This window comes from Paenibacillus tritici (assembly GCF_013204885.1).
GTDB lineage: Bacteria > Bacillota > Bacilli > Paenibacillales > Paenibacillaceae > Paenibacillus_AQ > Paenibacillus_AQ tritici.
The window spans coordinates 31,481-51,352 of record NZ_JABMKX010000023.1; the positions used below are offsets into that span (position 1 = coordinate 31,481).

Sequence of the window (19,872 nt, forward strand, 5' to 3'; positions counted from 1 at the left end):
GATCCACATCTCGTTTAGGTATCGCCTGCTTTGGCAGTAACAATCCTTAGATTTAAGTTGTGACTCCAATATAGCGGATTAAGTAATCGTTTGCAAGCACTTTTACCTTTCCTTTTTCTTACACCGGATTCATATCCCGAGTAGTTACCCGCTGAATATGGATCGTAAGATAGACCTTCTCGTCAATCGACATGGCATTGCCGTATTCCTGTTCCAGGTACTGATTGATCTTGCGGGTACACTCAAAAGCCTTGGGAAATTTCTCCTTAATCTGATCGTACAGGAAGTTGTCGCCTGAAGCTGACCGCTCCTGTTCCCCGCTGATCATCCGCTGGAGAAAATACTGGAGATGGGTAAGGAACCTGGAGTAGTTGAACGAATTCTCATTGAGCTTCACCTGATATTCGTCCGTCAGAATGCTGAAGATCTCGCTCATCGCCCTGGTGACCTCTACCGTACGCTGCATCTCCTGTCCACCCTGACGGGCATTGACGAAATGCATCGCAATAAAGCTGGCTTCATCCTGATCCATATCGAGCCCGAAATGCTTGTGGATCAGACTCAGGGCATGTACACCAATGGAGAACTCCTTGGGATAGAATTTCTTGATCTGCCAGAACAATGCATTCTTCAGATTCATCGACTTCCTGTAGCGGGCAATGGCGAAATGAATATGATCAATTAACGTGATATAAATATTGTCGTTGAAGATGTCGCCCATTTCTGCTTTGGCATAGCCTATAATTTCATCGGCCAGTGAGAAATACTCAGCAGAAGTCTCTCCAATCAAATCAATTAATTTACGCGGGACTTTATCGGGCTTCAGCATGAATGTCTTCTCTATTCTGTCCTCTTCCACCCTTTGCCCAGCCTTCTTCTTGTAGCCTAACCCGTTCCCAATGACAACATATTCATGCCCGACCTGGTCCTCCGCGCGAATCACGTTGTTATTGAAAATTTGCCGGATAATCATGCCTTCACCTCTATCTGTAGACTCCCTAAAAATATATCCTAAGATAACACAGCAGTGTGAACAAAGACAAGGGGTGACGGCTGCAGGAAGAGGCCCGCGAATCTCCCGCGGGCCTGCTTCTGGTTGTCCTATTCCTGCCTTCAGATGAATAAGATATCTAAAAAGGAGGAGGACAACATTAACATATTCCTAAGCTATATGGTTCTGGGGTTATCCCTGTCGGCACCGATCGGCCCCATTAATGCAGCGCAGCTGGACAAGGGTCTGCGCGGAGGCTTCATGCACGCCTGGGTGGTCGGCCTGGGGGCCATTGCCGCCGATGTCATCTACATGCTGCTGGTCTATCTGGGCATGATTCATCTCCTGGACGCTCCATTCGTCAAAGCCTTCCTGTGGCTGTTCGGCTTCTTCGTCCTGGTCTATACCGGGGTGGAGAGCATTAAGCATTCAGGTGAGCTGTCGGCCGCAGACATGAGGGGCAGTGAGGCCTCCCTGTCCAAATCCTTCACGGCCGGGTTCCTGATGTCCCTGTTCAACCCTCTGTCCATCCTGTTCTGGCTGGGAATCTACGGCTCTATCTTAGCCAAGGCTGTCAATGATTATCCGATGCAGCAGTTACTGATTTACAGCGGCGCCATCGTCCTTGGGATACTGCTCTGGGATGTCACCATGGCCGCAGCCTCCAGCATTTTCCGCAGATTCCTGACGATCCGGGTACTGCGGGCCATCTCCGTTTGCTCCGGCCTGTCGCTGGTCGGCTTCGGCTTCTATTTCGGCATCCAGGCTGCCCGGCTGCTGTTCTTCCATTAGATCTTGTTCTTCCGCAGCCGGATGCCCTTAATCCGGAAGCCCGGACCCCCGTGCAGAGAATGGTATTGTCCCTCCTCTGCTTCCGGCTTGTCTTCCTTAGCTGAAGCAGCACTCTTGTTGCGGAAATGCTGCACGATCCAGTCCCCAAGCGCAATCAGCGATACAATCAGCAGACTGATATAGAAGCCCGGACGGCTGAGTGCATGGAACAGAGTGCCTGATACAGCAGCCATAATCAGCACCAGCCCCGTCCAGCGCTTCACTCCTCCCAGAAGACTGGGCTTAAGCAGCTTGCCCGCAGAGAGCAGGATGAACGACCAGTTATAGAGGATCATCAGTCCGGCAGCGGTGGTGATATATTCATACACCTTCCCCGGCAGCATCAGGGACATCACAATAGCACCTGTCAGACCGGCGGCAATCAGGCACAAGGCGAAGAACGGATACTTCTCCTTCCATTTCTTCGAGAACACCTTAGGCGCATCCCCCTCCTGCGCGAGAGTAAGCATCATCGAGGTGATCGCATACAGCGAGGCGGTCATCGTAGAGAAGCCTGCAATGATCAGTACTCCGTTGAACAGATGCGGCACGAAGGCCATATGGTCGCTGCGCAGGGCAAGTACGAACGGACTCTCCTTCGGATTAAAAGCGCTCAGCGGCACCATAATCACCGCCAGCCCAATTGACAGGATATACACTGACGCCAGTCCCACCAGCATCACCTTCCCCGCCTTCGGCGCCTCCTCCGGATTCTTAAGCCTGTAGGACATAATCCCAAGTACCTCTATGCCGCCATAGGCATAAAAAGCAAAAATAAACGCGGACCACAGCCCGATGCTTCCCGCTGGAAAGAGCGCCTTATAGCCCAGGGGCACCTTCGGTGTGAACGAAGCGCCGCCAATCCAGCCAGCCAGGAGCGCAGCAGCTATACCGAGGAACATAAGAATAGCCGCCACTTTGATGATGGCGAGCAGATTCTCTACCCGGTCGAAGCCTTTATTGCCGAAGAACACAATCAGCAGGCTCACCGCCGCGAATCCGGCAGCGAACACCCACATCGGTACAGCCGGGAACCAAAAACGCGAGAAAATGGATAGCGCGGTTAGCTGGCTGCCCATAATCAGCAGTTCCGAGAACCAATATAACCAGCCGCTGCCGAAGCCGGCCCAGCTGCCGAATGCTTTTTGAGCATAGGAACGGAAGGATCCCTGCTCAGGATGCTCCGCCGTCATCCGGGCCAGCGCATCGAATACAACATAAGTCCCTACTGCCGCAAGCAGGTAGACGAGCAGCACCGCCGGACCCCCGATTGAGATCGCCAGACCTGAGCCGAGAAAATACCCGGTCCCTATCGTCCCCGCAATGCCGAGCAAGCTCAGCTGCCACCATTTTAACTTCTTGTCTTTTTCAGTTGTACCGGAAGCTTGATTCATGAATTCCGTCCTCACCGTCTTCAGAATTGGAGATTTCTCTCCAATTGTAGAATTCCCGGTCCGTGCGGATTCATGAATTTTATTTTATTGATTATGGACTTGGAGCGGTGTTGAAGGTCCATTTCGTCTCATACGGAAAGTTGCTATAATCAATTTTTTTCACGATTAGACGTGCTCCGCTGCTTGTTGAATAGTTCTCGGGTGCCAATCGTTAATCCCCCTGAGCTCTCAATTCCGTACGGATGCAGCCCCCAATGCTGGGTAGGCGATCCATTATTGCATTCCGCGAGAACGAGGGGCGCTCCATCCGGAGGAGAGGAGCCGGCATCCAGACAATGCGTCTGGGTGTGCAGCGTCCCGTCTGAGGCAAATACAAAGACCTGATTGCTTGCGTTGGTGCAAGCATACTGGATCAGCTGCGCTCCTACCTCGCTGCTGCCGTTCATAACATCCGCGCACAGCCCGTTCGCCTGATTGATCAGCTGACCGCCCGGAGAGTTCCCAATGCCGTACTCCTGAACAACCTGATTCCCTTTTACCATAATCTTGCTGGTTCCCGGACAATCGGAGCTAACAGTCAAACCGAGATAGGGTGCTGTTTTAACTTTGCCGTTATAGATGGTGGTGGGTGCATAAATGGAAATTCTCGAATGAGGTTCATCGCCGCAACGGGTGTTCGTGTTGTTCCAGTCAAAATATTCTGTAAAAAGCTTAGTTCCAGTTCCTGATATTTCCAGACCCGGAGCAATCTGCACTTGACCGAGATCAAACGAAGTGCCAGCCGTAACATCTCTAACCACTACCCCATAATAACTGGGGGACCGTTCCTTCAGATGAAACTGATAGGTGTGGCCTGTAAAGACCGCAAATCTCGCTTTAGCGAAGACTTTGCGGTTTTTTCAATACATAACTCAAATATCAATCCTCGAAGCCCTCGTATTGCCGGGCACTTATTTCATTTCTATGGGCTACTTTACCCCCCGAATGATTAGCCCACACATATACTGAACCATCCATCATTAAGGAGGGCTTTATTTGTCCACGCCCAATATTCCTAATATCACTCCGTCAATCTCATTGACGCGGGATAACGTAATAAATCTGATTTTCTCTTCTATCGCTATGGAAGAACTTGGTTTGGCGCACATTATTAATGCTGAGGGAGAAAAAATTCAGTTCGCCTTAGGCACACTGCCGGGATTAAGTGGTCCACCGGCCACCCTGGCACAGATTCTACAGGTGAATAGTAGTACGCAAGGCATGATGGAAAGCATCTTACGGCAGGAAATGATGCTGGGCTCGAAGCTCAAGACGGCTGCTGGCGTCCCCAGCTTGGCGGGCTCGACAGGTCCTGTCGGGCCGACTGGCGCTCCAAGTCCCGTCACCAGCGTCAACGGCCAGACTGGAGCTATTGTGCTGGACCCTGCTGACGTAGGGGCCCTGCCCAACAATGAAGAGCCTTCCAATTCCAATTTGAAGTCGTTTACCGCGGCCGGCGTCTACAGCTCTAACAACCCCTTTGGAGCAGTGTCCCCGGATAGCCCGCCAGTAGCGCATCCGTCGGTCTGGACCCTGTATGTGTCTCAGGTTGGACGTTACATTCAGCAGATATATATCTCCAACCCTGCCCTTTATTACCGCAGCAGTTCCGATGCCGGGGTTACCTGGACGCTCTGGCAGGAAATTGGGGAACGGGGTGCGACAGGAGCAACAGGCCCGAGCGGCGCTGGCGCTACCTGAGCTCCACAGGGTGCTCTCGGATCTACTGGGCCGACCGGCGTCACAGGACCCACGGGTATCAGAGGCATCTCAGGCGCTACCGGCATTACCGGGGTCACTGGCGTCACTGGTGTTACGGGCGTTACCGGCTACACCGGCCTCACGGGGCATACCGGACCAACCGGCGTTACAGGCTCTACCGGGCATACCGGTGTGACCGGCGTCATGGGGCACACCGGCGTGACGGGACATACCGGGCCTACTAGCGTGACCGGCGTCACCGGACATACCGGGCCTACTGGCGCGACCGGCGTCGCTGGACATACCGGGTATACGGGCGTGACCGGCGTCACTGGACATACCGGGTATACCGGCGTGACTGGCGTCACGGGGCATACCGGGCATACCGGCATGACTGGCGTCCCGGGGCATACCGGGCATACCGGCATGACTGGCGTCACAGGGCCTGCCGGGTCTATCGGTATTTCCGGCTTCACTGGCCTTACCGGACCTACCGGTGTTTCCGGCATCACCGGACATGCCGGGCCTACCGGCGTTTCCGGCTTCACTGGTCTAAATCGAGGCATTACCGGTGTTACCGGTGCTACTGGCCACACTGGACCTAATGGCGTTACCGGTGTAACAAGCCTTACCCGAGGAACTACCGGCGTTACTGGCATCTCCGGACATACCGGACCTAACGGCATTACCGGCGTCACCGGTCTTACCCGAGGAACTACCGGCGTGACCGGCGTCACCGGACATACCGGGCCTACTGGCGTGACCGGCGTCACCGGTTTTACCGGACCTACCGGCGTGGCCGGGGTTACGAGCCTTACCCGTGGACCTACCGGCGTCACCGGCGTCACCGGACATACAGGACCTACCGGCGTCACCGGTGTCACGAGCCTTACCCGTGGAGCTACTGGTGTTACTGGCGTCACCGGACATACAGGACCTACCGGCGTTACCGGCCATACCGGTCCTGTAGGATTATCCAGCAAGTTTTTAAATGCCACTATCTCAAATGATGTAGTTCCTGTTATTCCAGGTAATTCCTTTATCCCTTTCGATTCATACATTCCATTTAATCCAGATAACACTATATACCCGGTTCCTAATACAGGAATATTCGTTTTAACTGGCGGTCATATTTATCTGGTCATCTATTCCATAGGCTCCCGGCAAGATAAGTCCTTTCAGCTTGTGACAGGTATCGATCCGAACGATCCAGATACCTTGGTACCAGGAACTCTTACACTGGCCACAAACGGTTCAGATGCCAATCACACTTCGTCCGCAGTTATTGATCTTAGCGCTGTACAAAGTTTAACAACACTGGCCGTCCAAAATGCCCAAGCTACTGAAGCTATTATCGATAATGACCGATGTCAATTGACTATTGTGACTCTGAGATAACGTCCATCACATCATGAAGGAGCATTCTTTTGGATGCTTTTCTTTCAGTCCAGTAGGCCATCTTCCTTCCTTATGATAAATATCGACATATACTGAAGCATCACAATATGAAGGAGGGTTTTATTTGTCCACACCCAATATTCCTAATATCACTCCGTCAATCTCATTGACGAGAGACGACGTAATTAATCTGATTTTCTCTTCTATCGCTATGGAAGAACTTGGTTTGGCGCACATTATTAATGCCGAGGGAGAGAAAATCCAGTTTGCCTTAGGCACACTGCCGGGATTAAGCGGTCCACCGGCCACCCTGGCACAGATTCTACAGGTGAATAGTAGTACGCAAGGCATGATGGAGAGCATCTTACGGCAGGAAATGATGCTGGGCTCGAAGCTCAAGACGGCTGCTGGTGTCCCCAGCTTGGCGGGCCCGACAGGTCCTGTCGGGCCAACTGGCGCTCCAAGTCCCGTCACCAGCGTCAACGGTCTGACTGGAGCTATTGTGCTGGACCCTGCAGACGTAGGGGCCCTGCCCAACAATGAAGAGCCATCCAACTCTATTTTAGGTTCCTTTATCGAATCAGGTGTCTACAGCTCCAATAATCCCAACGGAACCCCGCCTCCGGACACCCCGCCTGTAACGCATCCTGCGGTCTGGACCCTGTATGTGTCTCAGGTAGGAACTTATATTCAACAGATTTATATCTCCAACCCTGCCCTTTACTACCGCAGCAGCCCGAATGCCGGGGGGACCTGGACGCCCTGGCAGGAAATTGGTGAACGCGGTGCAACAGGTTCGGTGGGCCCGACCGGACCAGGTGCTACCGGAGCTCCACAAGGTGCTACCGGACCCACTGGGCCTACCGGAATCACCGGAGCCACCGGCGTTATCGGGCCGACCGGCGCTACCGGACCCACCGGTGTTACCGGACCCACCGGTGCTACCGGACCCACCGGAATCACCGGAATCCGGGGCGTTACCGGACCCAGCGGCGTTACCGGGCCGACTGGTATCACTGGACCGACTGGTGCTACCGGGTCCACTGGCGTCAGAGGTCCAACCGGAATCACCGCCGGAGCCACTGGCGTCACCGGACCCACCGGTGCCACCGGGCCGACCAGTACTATAACCGGACCGACCGGTGTTACCGGACCCACCGGTGCCACCGGACCGACAGGTGTCACTGGACCCACGGGCATCACTGGACCGACTGGTGTTACTGGACCCACCGGTGTTACTGGTCCCACTAGCAGCGTCACCGGACCTACAGGTGCTACTGGGCCGACGGGCGTCACCGGACCCACCGGTGCCACCGGACCTACGGGTGCCACCGGACCAACTGGCGTTACCGGACCCACCGGTGTCACCGGTCCGACCAGCACTATAACCGGAGCCACTGGCGTTACCGGAGCCACTGGAGCCACCGGAGCCACCGGCATCACCGGGCCAACGGGTGTCACCGGTCCGACCGGCGTCACGGGAACCACCGGCATCACGGGTCCTACGAGTGTTGTCACCGGTCCGACCGGTGTTACTGGGCCGACCGGCGTCACCGGGCCCACAGGCATTACCGGACCTACGGGTGTCACCGGGCCTACTGGCGCCACGGGTCCAACCGGCGTTACCGCAGGACCCACGGGCGTCACCGGGCCAACCGGCGTCACCGGACCTACGGGTGTCACAGGTCCGACCGGCGTCACCGGACCTACGGGTGTTACGGGTCCAACTGGTGTTACCGCAGGACCCACGGGCGTCACCGGACCCACGGGCGTCACCGGAGCCACGGGCGTCACCGGAGCTACCGGGCCAACAGCATTATCCAGTGACTTTGCCAATGCGACAATCGCTGCTACGGATCCTAACATTCCTCCAGGCACCCCTGTCCTTTTTGATACTATTGCACCTTCAGGAGGAAGTAACAATATAAAGCTTGATAATCTAACGGGAATATTCACTTTAACGGGCGGCCATATTTATCTGATCATCTACTCGGTAGGGTCCGGTCAGAACAGGACATTCCAGCTCGCTACAGGTACTGCCGGTTCTGTTCCGGCAACAAGGATACCGGGAACACTTACAGATGCATCAAATGGATCTGATTCTAACCATACTTCTTCCGTGATTCTTGATCTTCTTGCACAACCAAATACTGCACTGGCAGTACTGAATGCTGGAGCTACAGCTACTGTTGTCATTTCTCCGAGATGTCAAGTAACTATTGTGACTCTACAATAACATTCTAATACGGGCATCCAGTTCAGATTGTCCGTATGCTTTCACTCAATTCTTCCGTTCCACTGAACTATCAAATCATGAAGGAGGGTTTTATTTGTCCACACCTAACATTCCAAATATCACTCCGTCGATTTCATTGACGCGGGACGACGTAGTTAACCTGCTATTCTCTTCCATTGCTATGGAAGAACTCGGCTTGGCCCACATTATTAATGCGGAAGGAGAGAAGATTCAATTTGCCCTGGGCACGCTGCCAGGGATGAGCGGTCCGCCAGCCACTCTGGCACAGGTGCTACAGGTCAACAGTAACGTGCAATCCATGCTGGATACCGTCTTCAAGCAGGAGATGATGCTGGATTCGAAGCTCAAGACAGCCGCCAACCTGCCTATTGTCATCGGACCCAGCGGACCCACGGGGGCTACCGGTCCTGCAGGCGGCGCTCTAAGTGTTAACGGCCTAACCGGAGCAGTCGTACTGGAGCCTGAGGACATCGACGCCCTGCCCTTAACCGAAGAGCCATCCGCTTCCCCCTTAAGCTCGTTCACTCAAGCTGGCGTGTACAGCTCGAATGATCCCAATGGAACGGCTCCCCCTGATAGTCCGCCGGTAATGCACCCGGCCGTCTGGACCTTGTATGTCTCCCAGGTTGGAGCTTATATTCAGCAGCTATATATCTCTAATCCTGCGCTCTATTACCGCAGCAGCCAGAATGGGGGAGCAACCTGGACGGCCTGGCAGGAGATTGGTGAACGCGGTGCAACCGGGCCTGCCGGACCGACCGGGGCAGGAGCAACCGGGGCAATTGGTATCACGGGGCCAACCGGGGTCACCGGACCCACGGGGGTTACAGGGCCAACCGGCGTCAAGGGTTCTACAGGCAACAGTGGGCCCATCGGCGACAACGGCCCCACAGGGATCAAGGGACCAACCGGTATTACAGGCGCGACTGGCCCGAAACTGAGGGGCATGAGCGGACCCGCCGGCCTGATTGGACCGACTGGGGTTACCGGGCCCACGGGAATTACAGGGCCCACGGGGATCACTGGACCCACTGGCATCACCGGACCTACCGGAATTACGGGGCCTACAGGGATTACAGGGCCTACAGGGATTACAGGGCCGACGGGGATTACAGGACCGACCGGCCTTACAGGGCCAACAGGAGTTACAGGGCCAACAGGAGTTACAGGACCGACTGGCCTTAGAGGGCCGACCGGGGTTACCGGACCCACCGGCGTCACTGGACCCACCGGCGTCACTGGACCCACCGGCGTCACCGGACCGACCGGCGTTACCGGACCCACCGGCGTTACCGGACCCACCGGGGTTACCGGACCCACCGGCGTTACCGGACCCACCGGGGTTACCGGACCCACTGGCGTTACCGGACCCACTGGCGTTACCGGACCCACTGGCGTTACCGGACCCACCGGAGTTACCGGACCCACCGGCGTCACTGGGCCCACCGGCGTTACCGGACCCACCGGGGTTACCGGACCCACTGGCGTTACCGGACCCACTGGCGTTACCGGACCCACTGGCGTTACCGGACCCACTGGCGTCAACGGACCCACTGGTGTCACCGGACCCACCGGGGTTACCGGACCGACCGGCGTTACCGGACCCACCGGCGTCACCGGACCCACTGGCGTCACCGGACCTACTGGCGTCACCGGACCCACCGGCGTCACCGGACCGACTGGCGTTACCGGACCCACCGGCGTCACCGGGCCTACCGGAGTGTCAGGTTCAGCGACTGACTATCTCTATGCAACAATAGGAACAGCAGGTACAACTGCAGGCGTTTCGGGACCTGTGAAGTTCGACACAACTATCGGAACAAGCGACGATGTAACGCTTTCAGCTGGAACCTTTAGATTAAAAGCCGGGCACGCTTATCTAGTCATATACACGGTAGGGGCTGCTGCTAATAACACTTTCCGCTTAGCCCGGGGTGATTATCCTAACGCTCCAAGCGTTTTTGTTCCAGGAACTCTCTCATCAGCTTCCAATAATACAAATGTCAATCATACTACTAGTGCTATTATTGATCTTCGCTTAGTAGCAGTTGATGCTACTTTGGAGGTTCAGAATTTTGGAGGTGCGGTTGTAACTGTTAACTCTGACAGATGCGGGCTGACGATTAATACCTTGATCTAACGAACTATTGAACCATCACATTATGAAGGAGGGTTTTATTTGTCCACACCTAATATCCCCAATATATCTCCAACTATCACGTTGACGCGGGATGATGTCGTTAACCTGTTATTCTCGTCGATCGCTATGGAAGAACTCGGCTTGGCCCACATTATTAATGCAGAGGGGGAGAAGATTCAGTATGCCCTTGGTACACTGCCTGGAATAAGCGGCCCGCCTGCCACTCTGGCACAGGTGCTGGAGGTGAACAGCAGCACGCAAGCCATGCTGGATACCATCTTCCGGCAAGAAATGATGCTGGATTCGAAATTACGGGATGCCTCTCTCATTCCAACGATAACCGGGCCCACAGGACCCACGGGACCCACGGGACCTGCAGGAGCAGTCACCAGCGTCAACGGCCAGCTCGGAGCGGTCATACTGGACCCTGCGGACGTAGGGGCTATGCCCTTTAGTGAAGAGCCCTCCGCCTCACCACTAGGTTCCTTCACCGAAGCCGGCGTCTACAGCTCCAATGATCCTAATGGAACCGCGCCGCCTGACGGTCCGCCCGTCTCGCATCCGGCCGTCTGGACTCTATATGTCTCCCAGGTTGGAGCTTATATCCAGCAATTGTATATCTCCAACCCTGTCCTCTATTACCGCAGCAGCCAGAACGGGGGAGCAGCCTGGTCGGCATGGCAAGAGATTGGTGAGCGCGGTGCAACAGGACCTGCCGGACCCACCGGTCCGGGCATCACCGGGCCTACCGGACCAATTGGCGAGCGTGGACCCGACGGTGCTAACGGGGCCACTGGTGCCACTGGACCGACTGGCGTCACCGGGCCTACTGGCGTCAACGGGCCTACCGGTGTCACGGGGCCGACTGGTGTCACCGGGCCTACCGGCATCACCGGGGCCACTGGTGCCACCGGACCCACCGGCGTCACCGGATCGACCGGCGCCACGGGGCCTACCGGCGCCACGGGGCCTACCGGCGCCACGGGGCCTACCGGCATCACTGGACCCACTGGTGTCACTGGACCGACAGGCGCCACGGGGCCTACCGGCATTACTGGACCGACAGGCATCACTGGACCCACTGGCGTTACCGGACCGACCGGCGTCACCGGACCGACCGGCGTCACCGGACCGACCGGCGTCACCGGACCCACGGGCATCACTGGACCCACTGGCGTCACCGGACCGACGGGTATCACCGGACCGACTGGCGTCACCGGACCGACGGGTATCACCGGACCGACCGGCGTCACCGGACCCACCGGCGTCACCGGACCCACCGGCGTCACCGGACCCACCGGCGTCACCGGACCCACTGGCGTCACCGGACCTACGGGCGTCACCGGACCCACCGGCGTCACCGGACCCACTGGCGTCACCGGACCCACTGGCGTCACCGGACCTACGGGCGTCACCGGACCCACCGGCGTCACCGGACCCACTGGCGTCACCGGACCCACCGGCGTCACCGGACCCACTGGCGTCACTGGATCTACAGGTGTCACCGGACCTACAGGCGTCACCGGGCCCACTGGCGTCACCGGACCGACCGGTGTCACCGGACCCACGGGCGTCACCGGACCGACCGGCGTCACCGGACCCACGGGCGTCACCGGACCCACTGGCGTTACCGGACCCACTGGTATTACCGGGCCCACGGGCGTTACCGGACCGACTGGAGCAACTGGTCCGACAGGCGCAGCAATTGACTATCTATACTTCACTATAGGAGGAGGTACAGGTGCTAATCCTACAGTTGGTGCAACAGGTATAGTTCCGTTTGACACTCCAAGTAGAGCAAGTAGTACTGTAGCAGTAGCACCTACAGGGGTTATTACTCTTACAGGCGGGCATGCTTATCTGGTTATATATTCTGTTGCGGCTACGGGAACTAATCGTTCGTTCCGCCTCATATCTCCAGTCGTTCCAGCTACCCTGGTCCCTGGAACACTTGCAGGAGTATCCGGTGGTTCAGATGTTAATCATACTGCAAATGCTGTGATTGATCGCCGCGGACTAGGAGATATTACCTTGGCAGTGCAAAATGTTCTTACTAGCGCTATATCTATGGTTCCAGCCAGATGCGAAGTGACGATCATTACTTTAGTTTAATATAACGGAATTGCCTTACAGATGAGCCCGGGAACATTAAAGATTTCAACCCCTATTTTGAATCATAGCCTCTCCATCGGTAATATGGATGGGGCTTTTTCTTTTTTTATGCCAAATATTTCATTTGCTTCAATTGCATTCACCGGGAGTATTATCAGATAAGCAGCCAATACTCCGGTTGAACCATCACTGACCGTATCAAGCAAAAGCGCGAACAAAGGTCACCCACTAAAACATCACAAAGACGACGTCTATTCGGTTCTCTGAATAAACGTCGTTCTTTTGATCTATTTTCTTTAAAGTGTGGTTACTCCACAAGTCTCAACATTCGTTTTAAATTCACAGCGAATATCATTATAGTTCCCTGAATTTCATGCCAATCAATCCTGAGGAGGATGCAACATTGTACCCGTGTCTGTGCTTGAGTCCACTATTGGTAGCACCCTTCCTTCAGCGGGTATTGTTTACACTTTTCAATATCATAACTTTCAATATATCGAAAAAAAGAGACACCCTTTGTGTAGAATGTCTCTTAAAGATCTTAATGGGCTTTTTCAGTGGCCTCCATTCTTCGCAGGTGACCTTTGTTCGCGCTTTTTGTGCTATGACTTTAAGCTTGTTACCATCACAGTATCAGGTTAATCTATGCATAGACCATATAATACCTGAATCTGTAGCACCCAAATCAATAGCAAGGTTTAAACCATCAGCCTGATAGAGGACAGCAATCTGATCATTAGCCGTAAGTTCAACTTCGCCTGCCAGAGTAACCGTGCCGCTAGCCAGGAGTGTTCTAAGGGTTAAGGTTCCTGTGATATCCACATCCAGCACCGGCAATAATCCGGTCACCAGATCTATAGGTGTCGGAGTAATTCTTCGCACCACTACATATGGATTCTCATTTGCCCCGAGCGCAGCCGCGATAGCCGCGTTAGTTGCGAAATTGACGGTAGCTTCAATAGAGTATCTTCCCGTTACCGGAACGGTGAACACCCCACTTGTCTCGTTGAACCCCAGGTAACCATAATAAGGTGCTATTATCGTCCAACCGACAAGTTGTTGATCCGCATTCACAGCGAACGTAGTTAGAAATGCCGAGAATCCTTGAATGGCCAAAATCGGACCTGTGGCTCCAGTTGCTCCGGTCGCTCCAGTTGCTCCGGTCGCTCCAGTTGCTCCGGTCGCTCCAGTTGCTCCGGTCGCTCCGGTGGCTCCGGTCGCTCCAGTTGCTCCGGTCGCTCCAGTTGCTCCGGTCACTCCAGTTGCTCCGGTCGCTCCAGTCGCTCCAGTTGCCCCCGTCACTCCAGCGCCGGTTGGTCCGGTTACACCTGTAGCTCCTGTGACTCCCGTGGCCCCCGTCATGCCTGTAGCTCCGGTCGCCCCCGTTACCCCAGCACCAGTTGGTCCGGTTACACCTGTAGCTCCTGTGACTCCCATGGCTCCCGTCACGCCTGTAGCTCCGGTCGCCCCCGTTACGCCTGCACCAGTCGGTCCGGTCACACCTGTAGCTCCTGTAGCTCCTGTGGCACCCGTCACTCCAGTCACTCCAGTGGCCCCAGTCACCCCTGCCCCGGTTGGTCCGGTCACACCTGTAGCTCCTGTGACTCCCATAGCTCCCGTAGCTCCTGTGAGTCCCTTCTCTCCTACGCCAGGTCCAGTTGGTCCTCTTGCTCCGGTTGGTCCTGTAGGTCCCGTCACTCCTACGCCGGGTCCAGTTGGCCCTCTTGCTCCAGTTGGTCCTGTAGGTCCCGTCACTCCTACGCCGGTTGGTCCGGTCGGCCCGGCATCACCCGGCGCACCGGTAGGCCCCGTTGCACCTACTCCGGGTCCGGTCGGTCCAGTCGGTCCCCTTGCTCCAGTGGGCCCTGCCCCTCCACCGTTATTGTCTCCGAGCAGTTCTTCTGATACCAGCCGGTGTGCCGTTACGAGTTGGCCTGTACTGCTCTTACCCCACACCGACACTTGAACCGGACCGCTATCTTGAGACGCTTCCGGTATAACAAAGGTAAATTCAAAACCGTTAAAATCAGCGTAATAATTCCTCGTAATCACTTGATTCGCTGCAATATGATGTAATTCGCTTACATACATGGTTCTCGCTCCGGCACTCAAATAATATCCCTGAATCGATACTGTGGAAGCCGTGTCAGCACTGCGGTTATCAATTTTCACGGTAACCTGCTGAGTAGGCCTCACTCCGCTAACCGGGTTATTCTCGATCGGCCCTGTGGATAAAAAAACCATTATTCCATCACTTCCTGAGTATATTTGGATTTCATTTCAGCATACGCCCGGAATAATTCGGCATGGCCGATGCACTCCAGTCCCCCTTTTTCACTCCGCCGCCCTTCCTTAGTCATACATGCCGAGTCCGCACATATAACCGGAAATACTCCAGTCAGCAGCATGCTGAATTGATTATTATAGTAATATTCCGAGTTAACGGTTTGGTGTGGACTTCGGGCCGACAAGCTGTAATGGGGCTGATGAATAACAAAAGAGACCCTCCCGGGGGTTCACAAACCTACGGAAGGGTCCCTCTCGAATGATTATCCAGTAATATTTGCGGTTCTTGCAGTTTCTGCAGCATCCATAGGCAGAATTGTTGTACATGGACAACGGCCCACGCATAGACTTAGACAAAGACAATTTCAAATGGAGGTGCAATCTTGTCCAACCCTAACATTCCCAATATTACTCCAACCATCTCCCTGACCCGGGATCAGGCCATTAACCTGCTGCTTGCTTCCATAGCGATGGAGGAGCTGGGTCTGGCCCATATTATTAATGCAGACGGCGAGAAAATTCAATACGCCCTGGGTACGCTCCCTGGTTCTAATCATACCAAATCTTCGATTAAGGAAATTCTGGCGGTGAACGAAAGTGTAAGGGATATGCTGGAGACTGTATTTAAGGAGGAAATGATGCTGAATTCCAAGCTTCAAAATGTACTAAAACTGCTTCCTGACCGCCACTGCTAACCAAATGTCCTTAGTAGAATCTTTTAATATGAAGTAGATAGGTTCATATCCGGTTCGCCAAAAACGATCAGAGAATATTGTGGATTAATCCAACTTAAGGAGGTTGTTGTATTGTCCAATCCCAATATTCCCAATATCACTCCTACGATTGCCTTATCGAGGGATGATGTCGTCAATCTGTTATTCTCCTCCATTGCCATGGAAGAGCTTGGACTAGCTCATATCATTAACGCCGAAGGCGAGAAAATCCAGTTCGCCCTGGGTACGCTCCCGGGGATCAGCGGTCCCCCTGCCACACTGGCACAGGTGCTGGAGGTCAATAGCAGCACCCAATCCATGCTCGACACTATCTTCCGCCAGGAGATGATGCTCGACTCGAAGCTGAAGACCGCCGCCAATGTTCCCACGCTGGCCGGTCCTACCGGTCCTCCCGGACCTACTGGTGCCGCCGGAGCCGTCACTAGTGTCAATGGACAGACCGGCGCGGTTGTGCTGGATGCGGAAGACGGCGTCTTCCCCATCAACAATGATGAACCCTCGAACAGCACACTCGCTCAGTTCAACGACCCTGGTGTCTACAGTTCGGCAGACCCGAACGGGCTGGAGCCGCCGGATGGTCCAACCGGCGTCGACCATCCGGCCGTCTGGACCATTTATGTCTCCCGCGTGGGCAACTATGTTCAACAGCTCTACATCTCCAATCCTTCCCTCTACTACCGCAGCAGCCAGGATGCCGGGGCTACGTACACCCCCTGGATTCCTATAGGGGAACAAGGACCCACGGGACCCACGGGGGCGGGAGCTACGGGAGCGATCGGGCCGACGGGCGTAACAGGTGTCACGGGGGCAACCGGTGCTACCGGCGCCACGGGGGCAACCGGTGCTACCGGCGCCACGGGTGCTACTGGGGCTACTGGAGTTACGGGAGCTACCGGCGTAACAGGTGTCACGGGGGCCACGGGTGCTACTGGGGCTACTGGAGTTACGGGAGCTACCGGCGTTACCGGCGTTACCGGCGTTACCGGTGTGACTGGCGCTACCGGGGCCACGGGGGTTACGGGTGCTACCGGCGCTACTGGAGTCACGGGCGCTACCGGGACCACGGGGACTACTGGTGCTACTGGAGTTACAGGAGCTACTGGAGCCACGGGCGCTACCGGGGCCACGGGGACTACTGGTGCTACTGGGGTAACTGGAGTTACAGGAGCTACAGGAGCTACAGGAGCTACAGGAGCTACAGGAGCCACGGGGGCCACCGGCGCTACCGGAGCCACGGGGGCCACCGGCGCTACCGGAGCCACGGGCGCTACCGGCGTTACTGGGGCTACTGGAGTTACAGGAGCCACCGGCGCTACTGGCGCTACCGGCGCTACCGGGGCCACGGGTGTCACCGGCGCTACCGGAGCCACTGGCGCTACCGGCGCTACCGGCGCTACCGGCGCTACCGGGGCTACTGGCGTTACCGGAGCCACCGGTGCTACCGGGGCTACTGGCGCTACCGGCGCTACCGGCGCTACCGGTGCTACCGGTGCTACCGGTGCTACCGGCGCCACCGGCGCCACCGGCGCCACCGGCGCTACCGGCGCTACCGGACACACAGGCGCCACAGGTCAACCCGGAACATTGCATTCCCCAATGCTGTACGTAGGGACTAATGGGGGGAATGCAGCTAATAGACGTGTGTCGATCATTAACGCCTTAACGAACGAAATCGTCTCAACCTTTTCAATTGCCGCAACGTACTTCGATAGTGCGGTCGTAGACTCACAACGGCATATTCTCTATTTTTCTAACAGCACCAACATTATTCAATATGACGAACAGATGAACCAGATTACTGCCACTTACGCTCTGGGAGCGGGAACTCCCCGCGGGATGGCCATCAATACCTTGACGAATAAGCTATACGTGGCTAACAACATATCCACAGCCACTAATATTTGGCAAATAGATGTTCAATCAGGTGTAGTTACAACCATTTCCGGGGTTACAAGCTTCCCAGTAAATATCGATATCAATCCACTGACCAATACTCTTTACATCTCTTCTAATTATATTTCAGTCCTTGATGGAAATAACAATACAGTGATTACGACATTTGCCGCTGCTACCAGACCGCATGGCATTCTGATCGACCCTCTTCGCGACCGGTTATGGGTCTCACATTATACGAGCCCAGGCATTGTAAATGTTTTTGATTCAACTAACTATCAGATTGTAGGCACGGTTACCGTCGGTACTAATCTTACAAATATCTCAGCGAACTTGCTGACCAACCGCTTTTATGTAACAAGTTATAGCGCATCCTATGTTAGTGTCATCGACGGAAATACCAATACTGTCGTCGGTACGATTACAACAGGAAGCAATCAAGATTCACCTGCTGTGAACCCATTCATCACCCTATTGCGGAATACTGTTCAATCTAATCTGGTCTATGCCAGCATTGGATCGGCGGGTGCCGTGGTCGTGATTGATCAGAATACCAATAAGTTGCTTGCTACCATTCCGGTAGGAGACACCCCCTTCTGGAGTGTTATTGATCCGTTTATGTTTTAACGCAGGCCGAGAACGGACCAACGGTCTGTGTTTCAGGTAATCCAAGGAGAGGTGCGTCTAAGCAGTCGCGCACCTCTCCTCTATGTAAAATTGGATAAGGAGGGGAAGCTGTGGCTACAATCAGTTTGTGTCTAATTGTCAAGAATGAAGAGCAGAACCTGGATCAATGTCTCTCTTCCGTACAAGGCATTCCCGATGAGATCATTATTGTCGATACTGGCTCAACGGATCGCACCAAGGAGATTGCAGCAAAGTGGACGCAGCATATCTATGATTTCGAGTGGATTGATGATTTCTCTGCTGCCCGGAATGAATCCTTCAAGTATGCCACCAAGGACTATATTCTCTGGCTGGATGCCGACGATATTGTGACTCCCGAGAACAAAATTAAGCTAGAGCAGTTAAAGGAGGCGCTTACCGAAGAAGTAGACGCCGTTTCTATGAATTACGAAATTCCGCAGGACGACAGCCGGAGATTCATCAGTAACACCACAAGGCTGCGGCTTGTCAAACGGAACGCAGGCTTCAGCTGGAAAGGAATCGTACACGAAGATATCACTACAGAGGCTCCGTATCATTTCATGAAATCCGATATTACCGTTACCCATACTAAGGTAGGCGATGCCCAGGGCGGCCGTGCTCTCTCCAGGAGAAATCTGGACATCTATGAACGGCATCTGGCGAAGGGGTACATCTTCACCGTACCCGATATGCTGAATTATGCCCGGGAGTGCCACTCTCATAAGCTATATAAACAAGCCATTCATTATTATGAACAATGCAAGGATCATCCTGAGATACCCTTGGAGAACAGAGTATTCATCCTTCACAAGCTGGCCACCTGCTATGTATACAACAACCAGCCGGAGAAAGAATTGGAGCTTACGCTTGAAGCTTTGAGCATGGATGTCCCTTACCCCGCCTTCAGTTGCCGGATGGGAGAGCATTTCCTGAAATCTGGCAATCTGGAGGCGGCCATATTCTGGTATCGATCAGCTTATTCATCCCCTCCGGGAAAACGGTATAGTTGGTCTCCCATTGACCATGTCTATCACACCTGGCTTCCGCATCAACAACTCTCTCTATGCTATGAGGCGTTGGGAGATACAGCCCAGGCGAAGCATCATCAGCAGTGGGCTGAATTCTATCGTAAGGAATAGGTAGCCGCCCTGTTCATTGTTTCTTAATATTACTTATAAAAGATCAAGCACAAGGAAACCGATGGTTATTATCCATCGGCTTCCTTTTTTATTGGAGCAATTTTTAGCATAGATAGTTCCTATCCAGTTCACCTGTGAGGTTCACAGAGTATTGTGAATTAATCTAAATTAAGAAGCTAGTACGTAACGGGAAGTAAACCAAAGAGAAACAGCAACTCCATCAGACTTACTGGAGGTCTTCCTGCAGCCAAAATAGAGATTAATTGCGGTGAGCGAACAAGGGAGAATTATAATTTATAGTGGGAGGCT

At 54.5% G+C, this 19,872-nt stretch carries 11 protein-coding genes and 1 pseudogene; 8 read left to right on the plus strand and 4 right to left on the minus strand.

Translation table 11 applies throughout. The features are described from left to right. Window positions 1-118: 118 nt before the first annotated feature. Window positions 119-973: a BglG family transcription antiterminator LicT gene (licT, locus tag HQN87_RS28475; RefSeq protein WP_173140198.1), complete on the minus strand. Its 855-nt coding sequence runs from the start codon at window positions 971-973 to the stop codon at window positions 119-121. Window positions 974-1,171: 198 nt separating this feature from the next. Here licT and HQN87_RS28480 point away from each other — a divergent pair, with 198 nt between their 5' ends. Continuing rightward, window positions 1,172-1,783: a LysE family transporter gene (locus HQN87_RS28480; RefSeq protein WP_254075713.1), complete on the plus strand. Its 612-nt coding sequence runs from the start codon at window positions 1,172-1,174 to the stop codon at window positions 1,781-1,783. Here the strand turns inward: HQN87_RS28480 and HQN87_RS28485 are convergent. Both HQN87_RS28485 and HQN87_RS33135 read right to left on the minus strand, forming a co-directional pair. After that, complete coding sequence (locus HQN87_RS28485) at window positions 1,780-3,216, minus strand: amino acid permease (protein WP_173140200.1); 1,437 nt, start codon at window positions 3,214-3,216, stop codon at window positions 1,780-1,782. The genes HQN87_RS28480 and HQN87_RS28485 overlap by 4 nt on opposite strands. 149 nt (window positions 3,217-3,365) lie before the next feature. Beyond that, window positions 3,366-4,016, minus strand: a complete 651-nt coding sequence (locus HQN87_RS33135; protein WP_173140202.1) for a ricin-type beta-trefoil lectin domain protein — start codon at window positions 4,014-4,016, stop codon at window positions 3,366-3,368. A 235-nt stretch (window positions 4,017-4,251) separates the two neighbouring features. Here HQN87_RS33135 and HQN87_RS32870 point away from each other — a divergent pair. The 4 genes and pseudogenes from HQN87_RS32870 (at window position 4,252) to HQN87_RS32570 (ending at window position 12,863) form a co-directional block, all read left to right on the plus strand. Continuing rightward, window positions 4,252-6,354 (plus strand): annotated as a pseudogene (locus tag HQN87_RS32870) (alpha-helical endospore appendage domain-containing protein). Window positions 6,355-6,478: 124 nt separating this feature from the next. Continuing rightward, complete coding sequence (locus HQN87_RS32560) at window positions 6,479-8,590, plus strand: alpha-helical endospore appendage domain-containing protein (protein WP_246552880.1); 2,112 nt, start codon at window positions 6,479-6,481, stop codon at window positions 8,588-8,590. A gap of 94 nt (window positions 8,591-8,684) precedes the next feature. Then, window positions 8,685-10,751 (plus strand): collagen-like protein, encoded by a 2,067-nt coding sequence (locus tag HQN87_RS32875; protein ID WP_173140204.1) that lies wholly within the window; start codon window positions 8,685-8,687, stop codon window positions 10,749-10,751. A gap of 39 nt (window positions 10,752-10,790) precedes the next feature. Next, complete coding sequence (locus HQN87_RS32570; protein ID WP_246552882.1) at window positions 10,791-12,863, plus strand: alpha-helical endospore appendage domain-containing protein; 2,073 nt, start codon at window positions 10,791-10,793, stop codon at window positions 12,861-12,863. A 633-nt stretch (window positions 12,864-13,496) separates the two neighbouring features. Here the strand turns inward: HQN87_RS32570 and HQN87_RS32575 are convergent. Beyond that, complete coding sequence (locus HQN87_RS32575; protein WP_173140206.1) at window positions 13,497-15,107, minus strand: collagen-like protein; 1,611 nt, start codon at window positions 15,105-15,107, stop codon at window positions 13,497-13,499. Window positions 15,108-15,532: 425 nt separating this feature from the next. Between HQN87_RS32575 and HQN87_RS28520 the strand changes: the two genes are divergently transcribed. The 3 genes from HQN87_RS28520 to HQN87_RS28530 all read left to right on the plus strand — a co-directional run bounded on the left by HQN87_RS28520 (window position 15,533) and on the right by HQN87_RS28530 (window position 19,563). After that, on the plus strand, window positions 15,533-15,844 hold the full coding sequence (locus HQN87_RS28520) for an alpha-helical endospore appendage domain-containing protein (RefSeq protein WP_173140208.1): 312 nt from the start codon (window positions 15,533-15,535) through the stop codon (window positions 15,842-15,844). A gap of 111 nt (window positions 15,845-15,955) precedes the next feature. After that, a complete protein-coding gene (locus HQN87_RS32880) occupies window positions 15,956-18,403 on the plus strand; it encodes a YncE family protein (protein ID WP_301953235.1) in 2,448 nt (815 codons plus the stop codon). A 110-nt stretch (window positions 18,404-18,513) separates the two neighbouring features. Then, window positions 18,514-19,563 (plus strand): tetratricopeptide repeat-containing glycosyltransferase family 2 protein, encoded by a 1,050-nt coding sequence (locus HQN87_RS28530; RefSeq protein ID WP_173140210.1) that lies wholly within the window; start codon window positions 18,514-18,516, stop codon window positions 19,561-19,563. Window positions 19,564-19,872 lie beyond the last annotated feature (309 nt).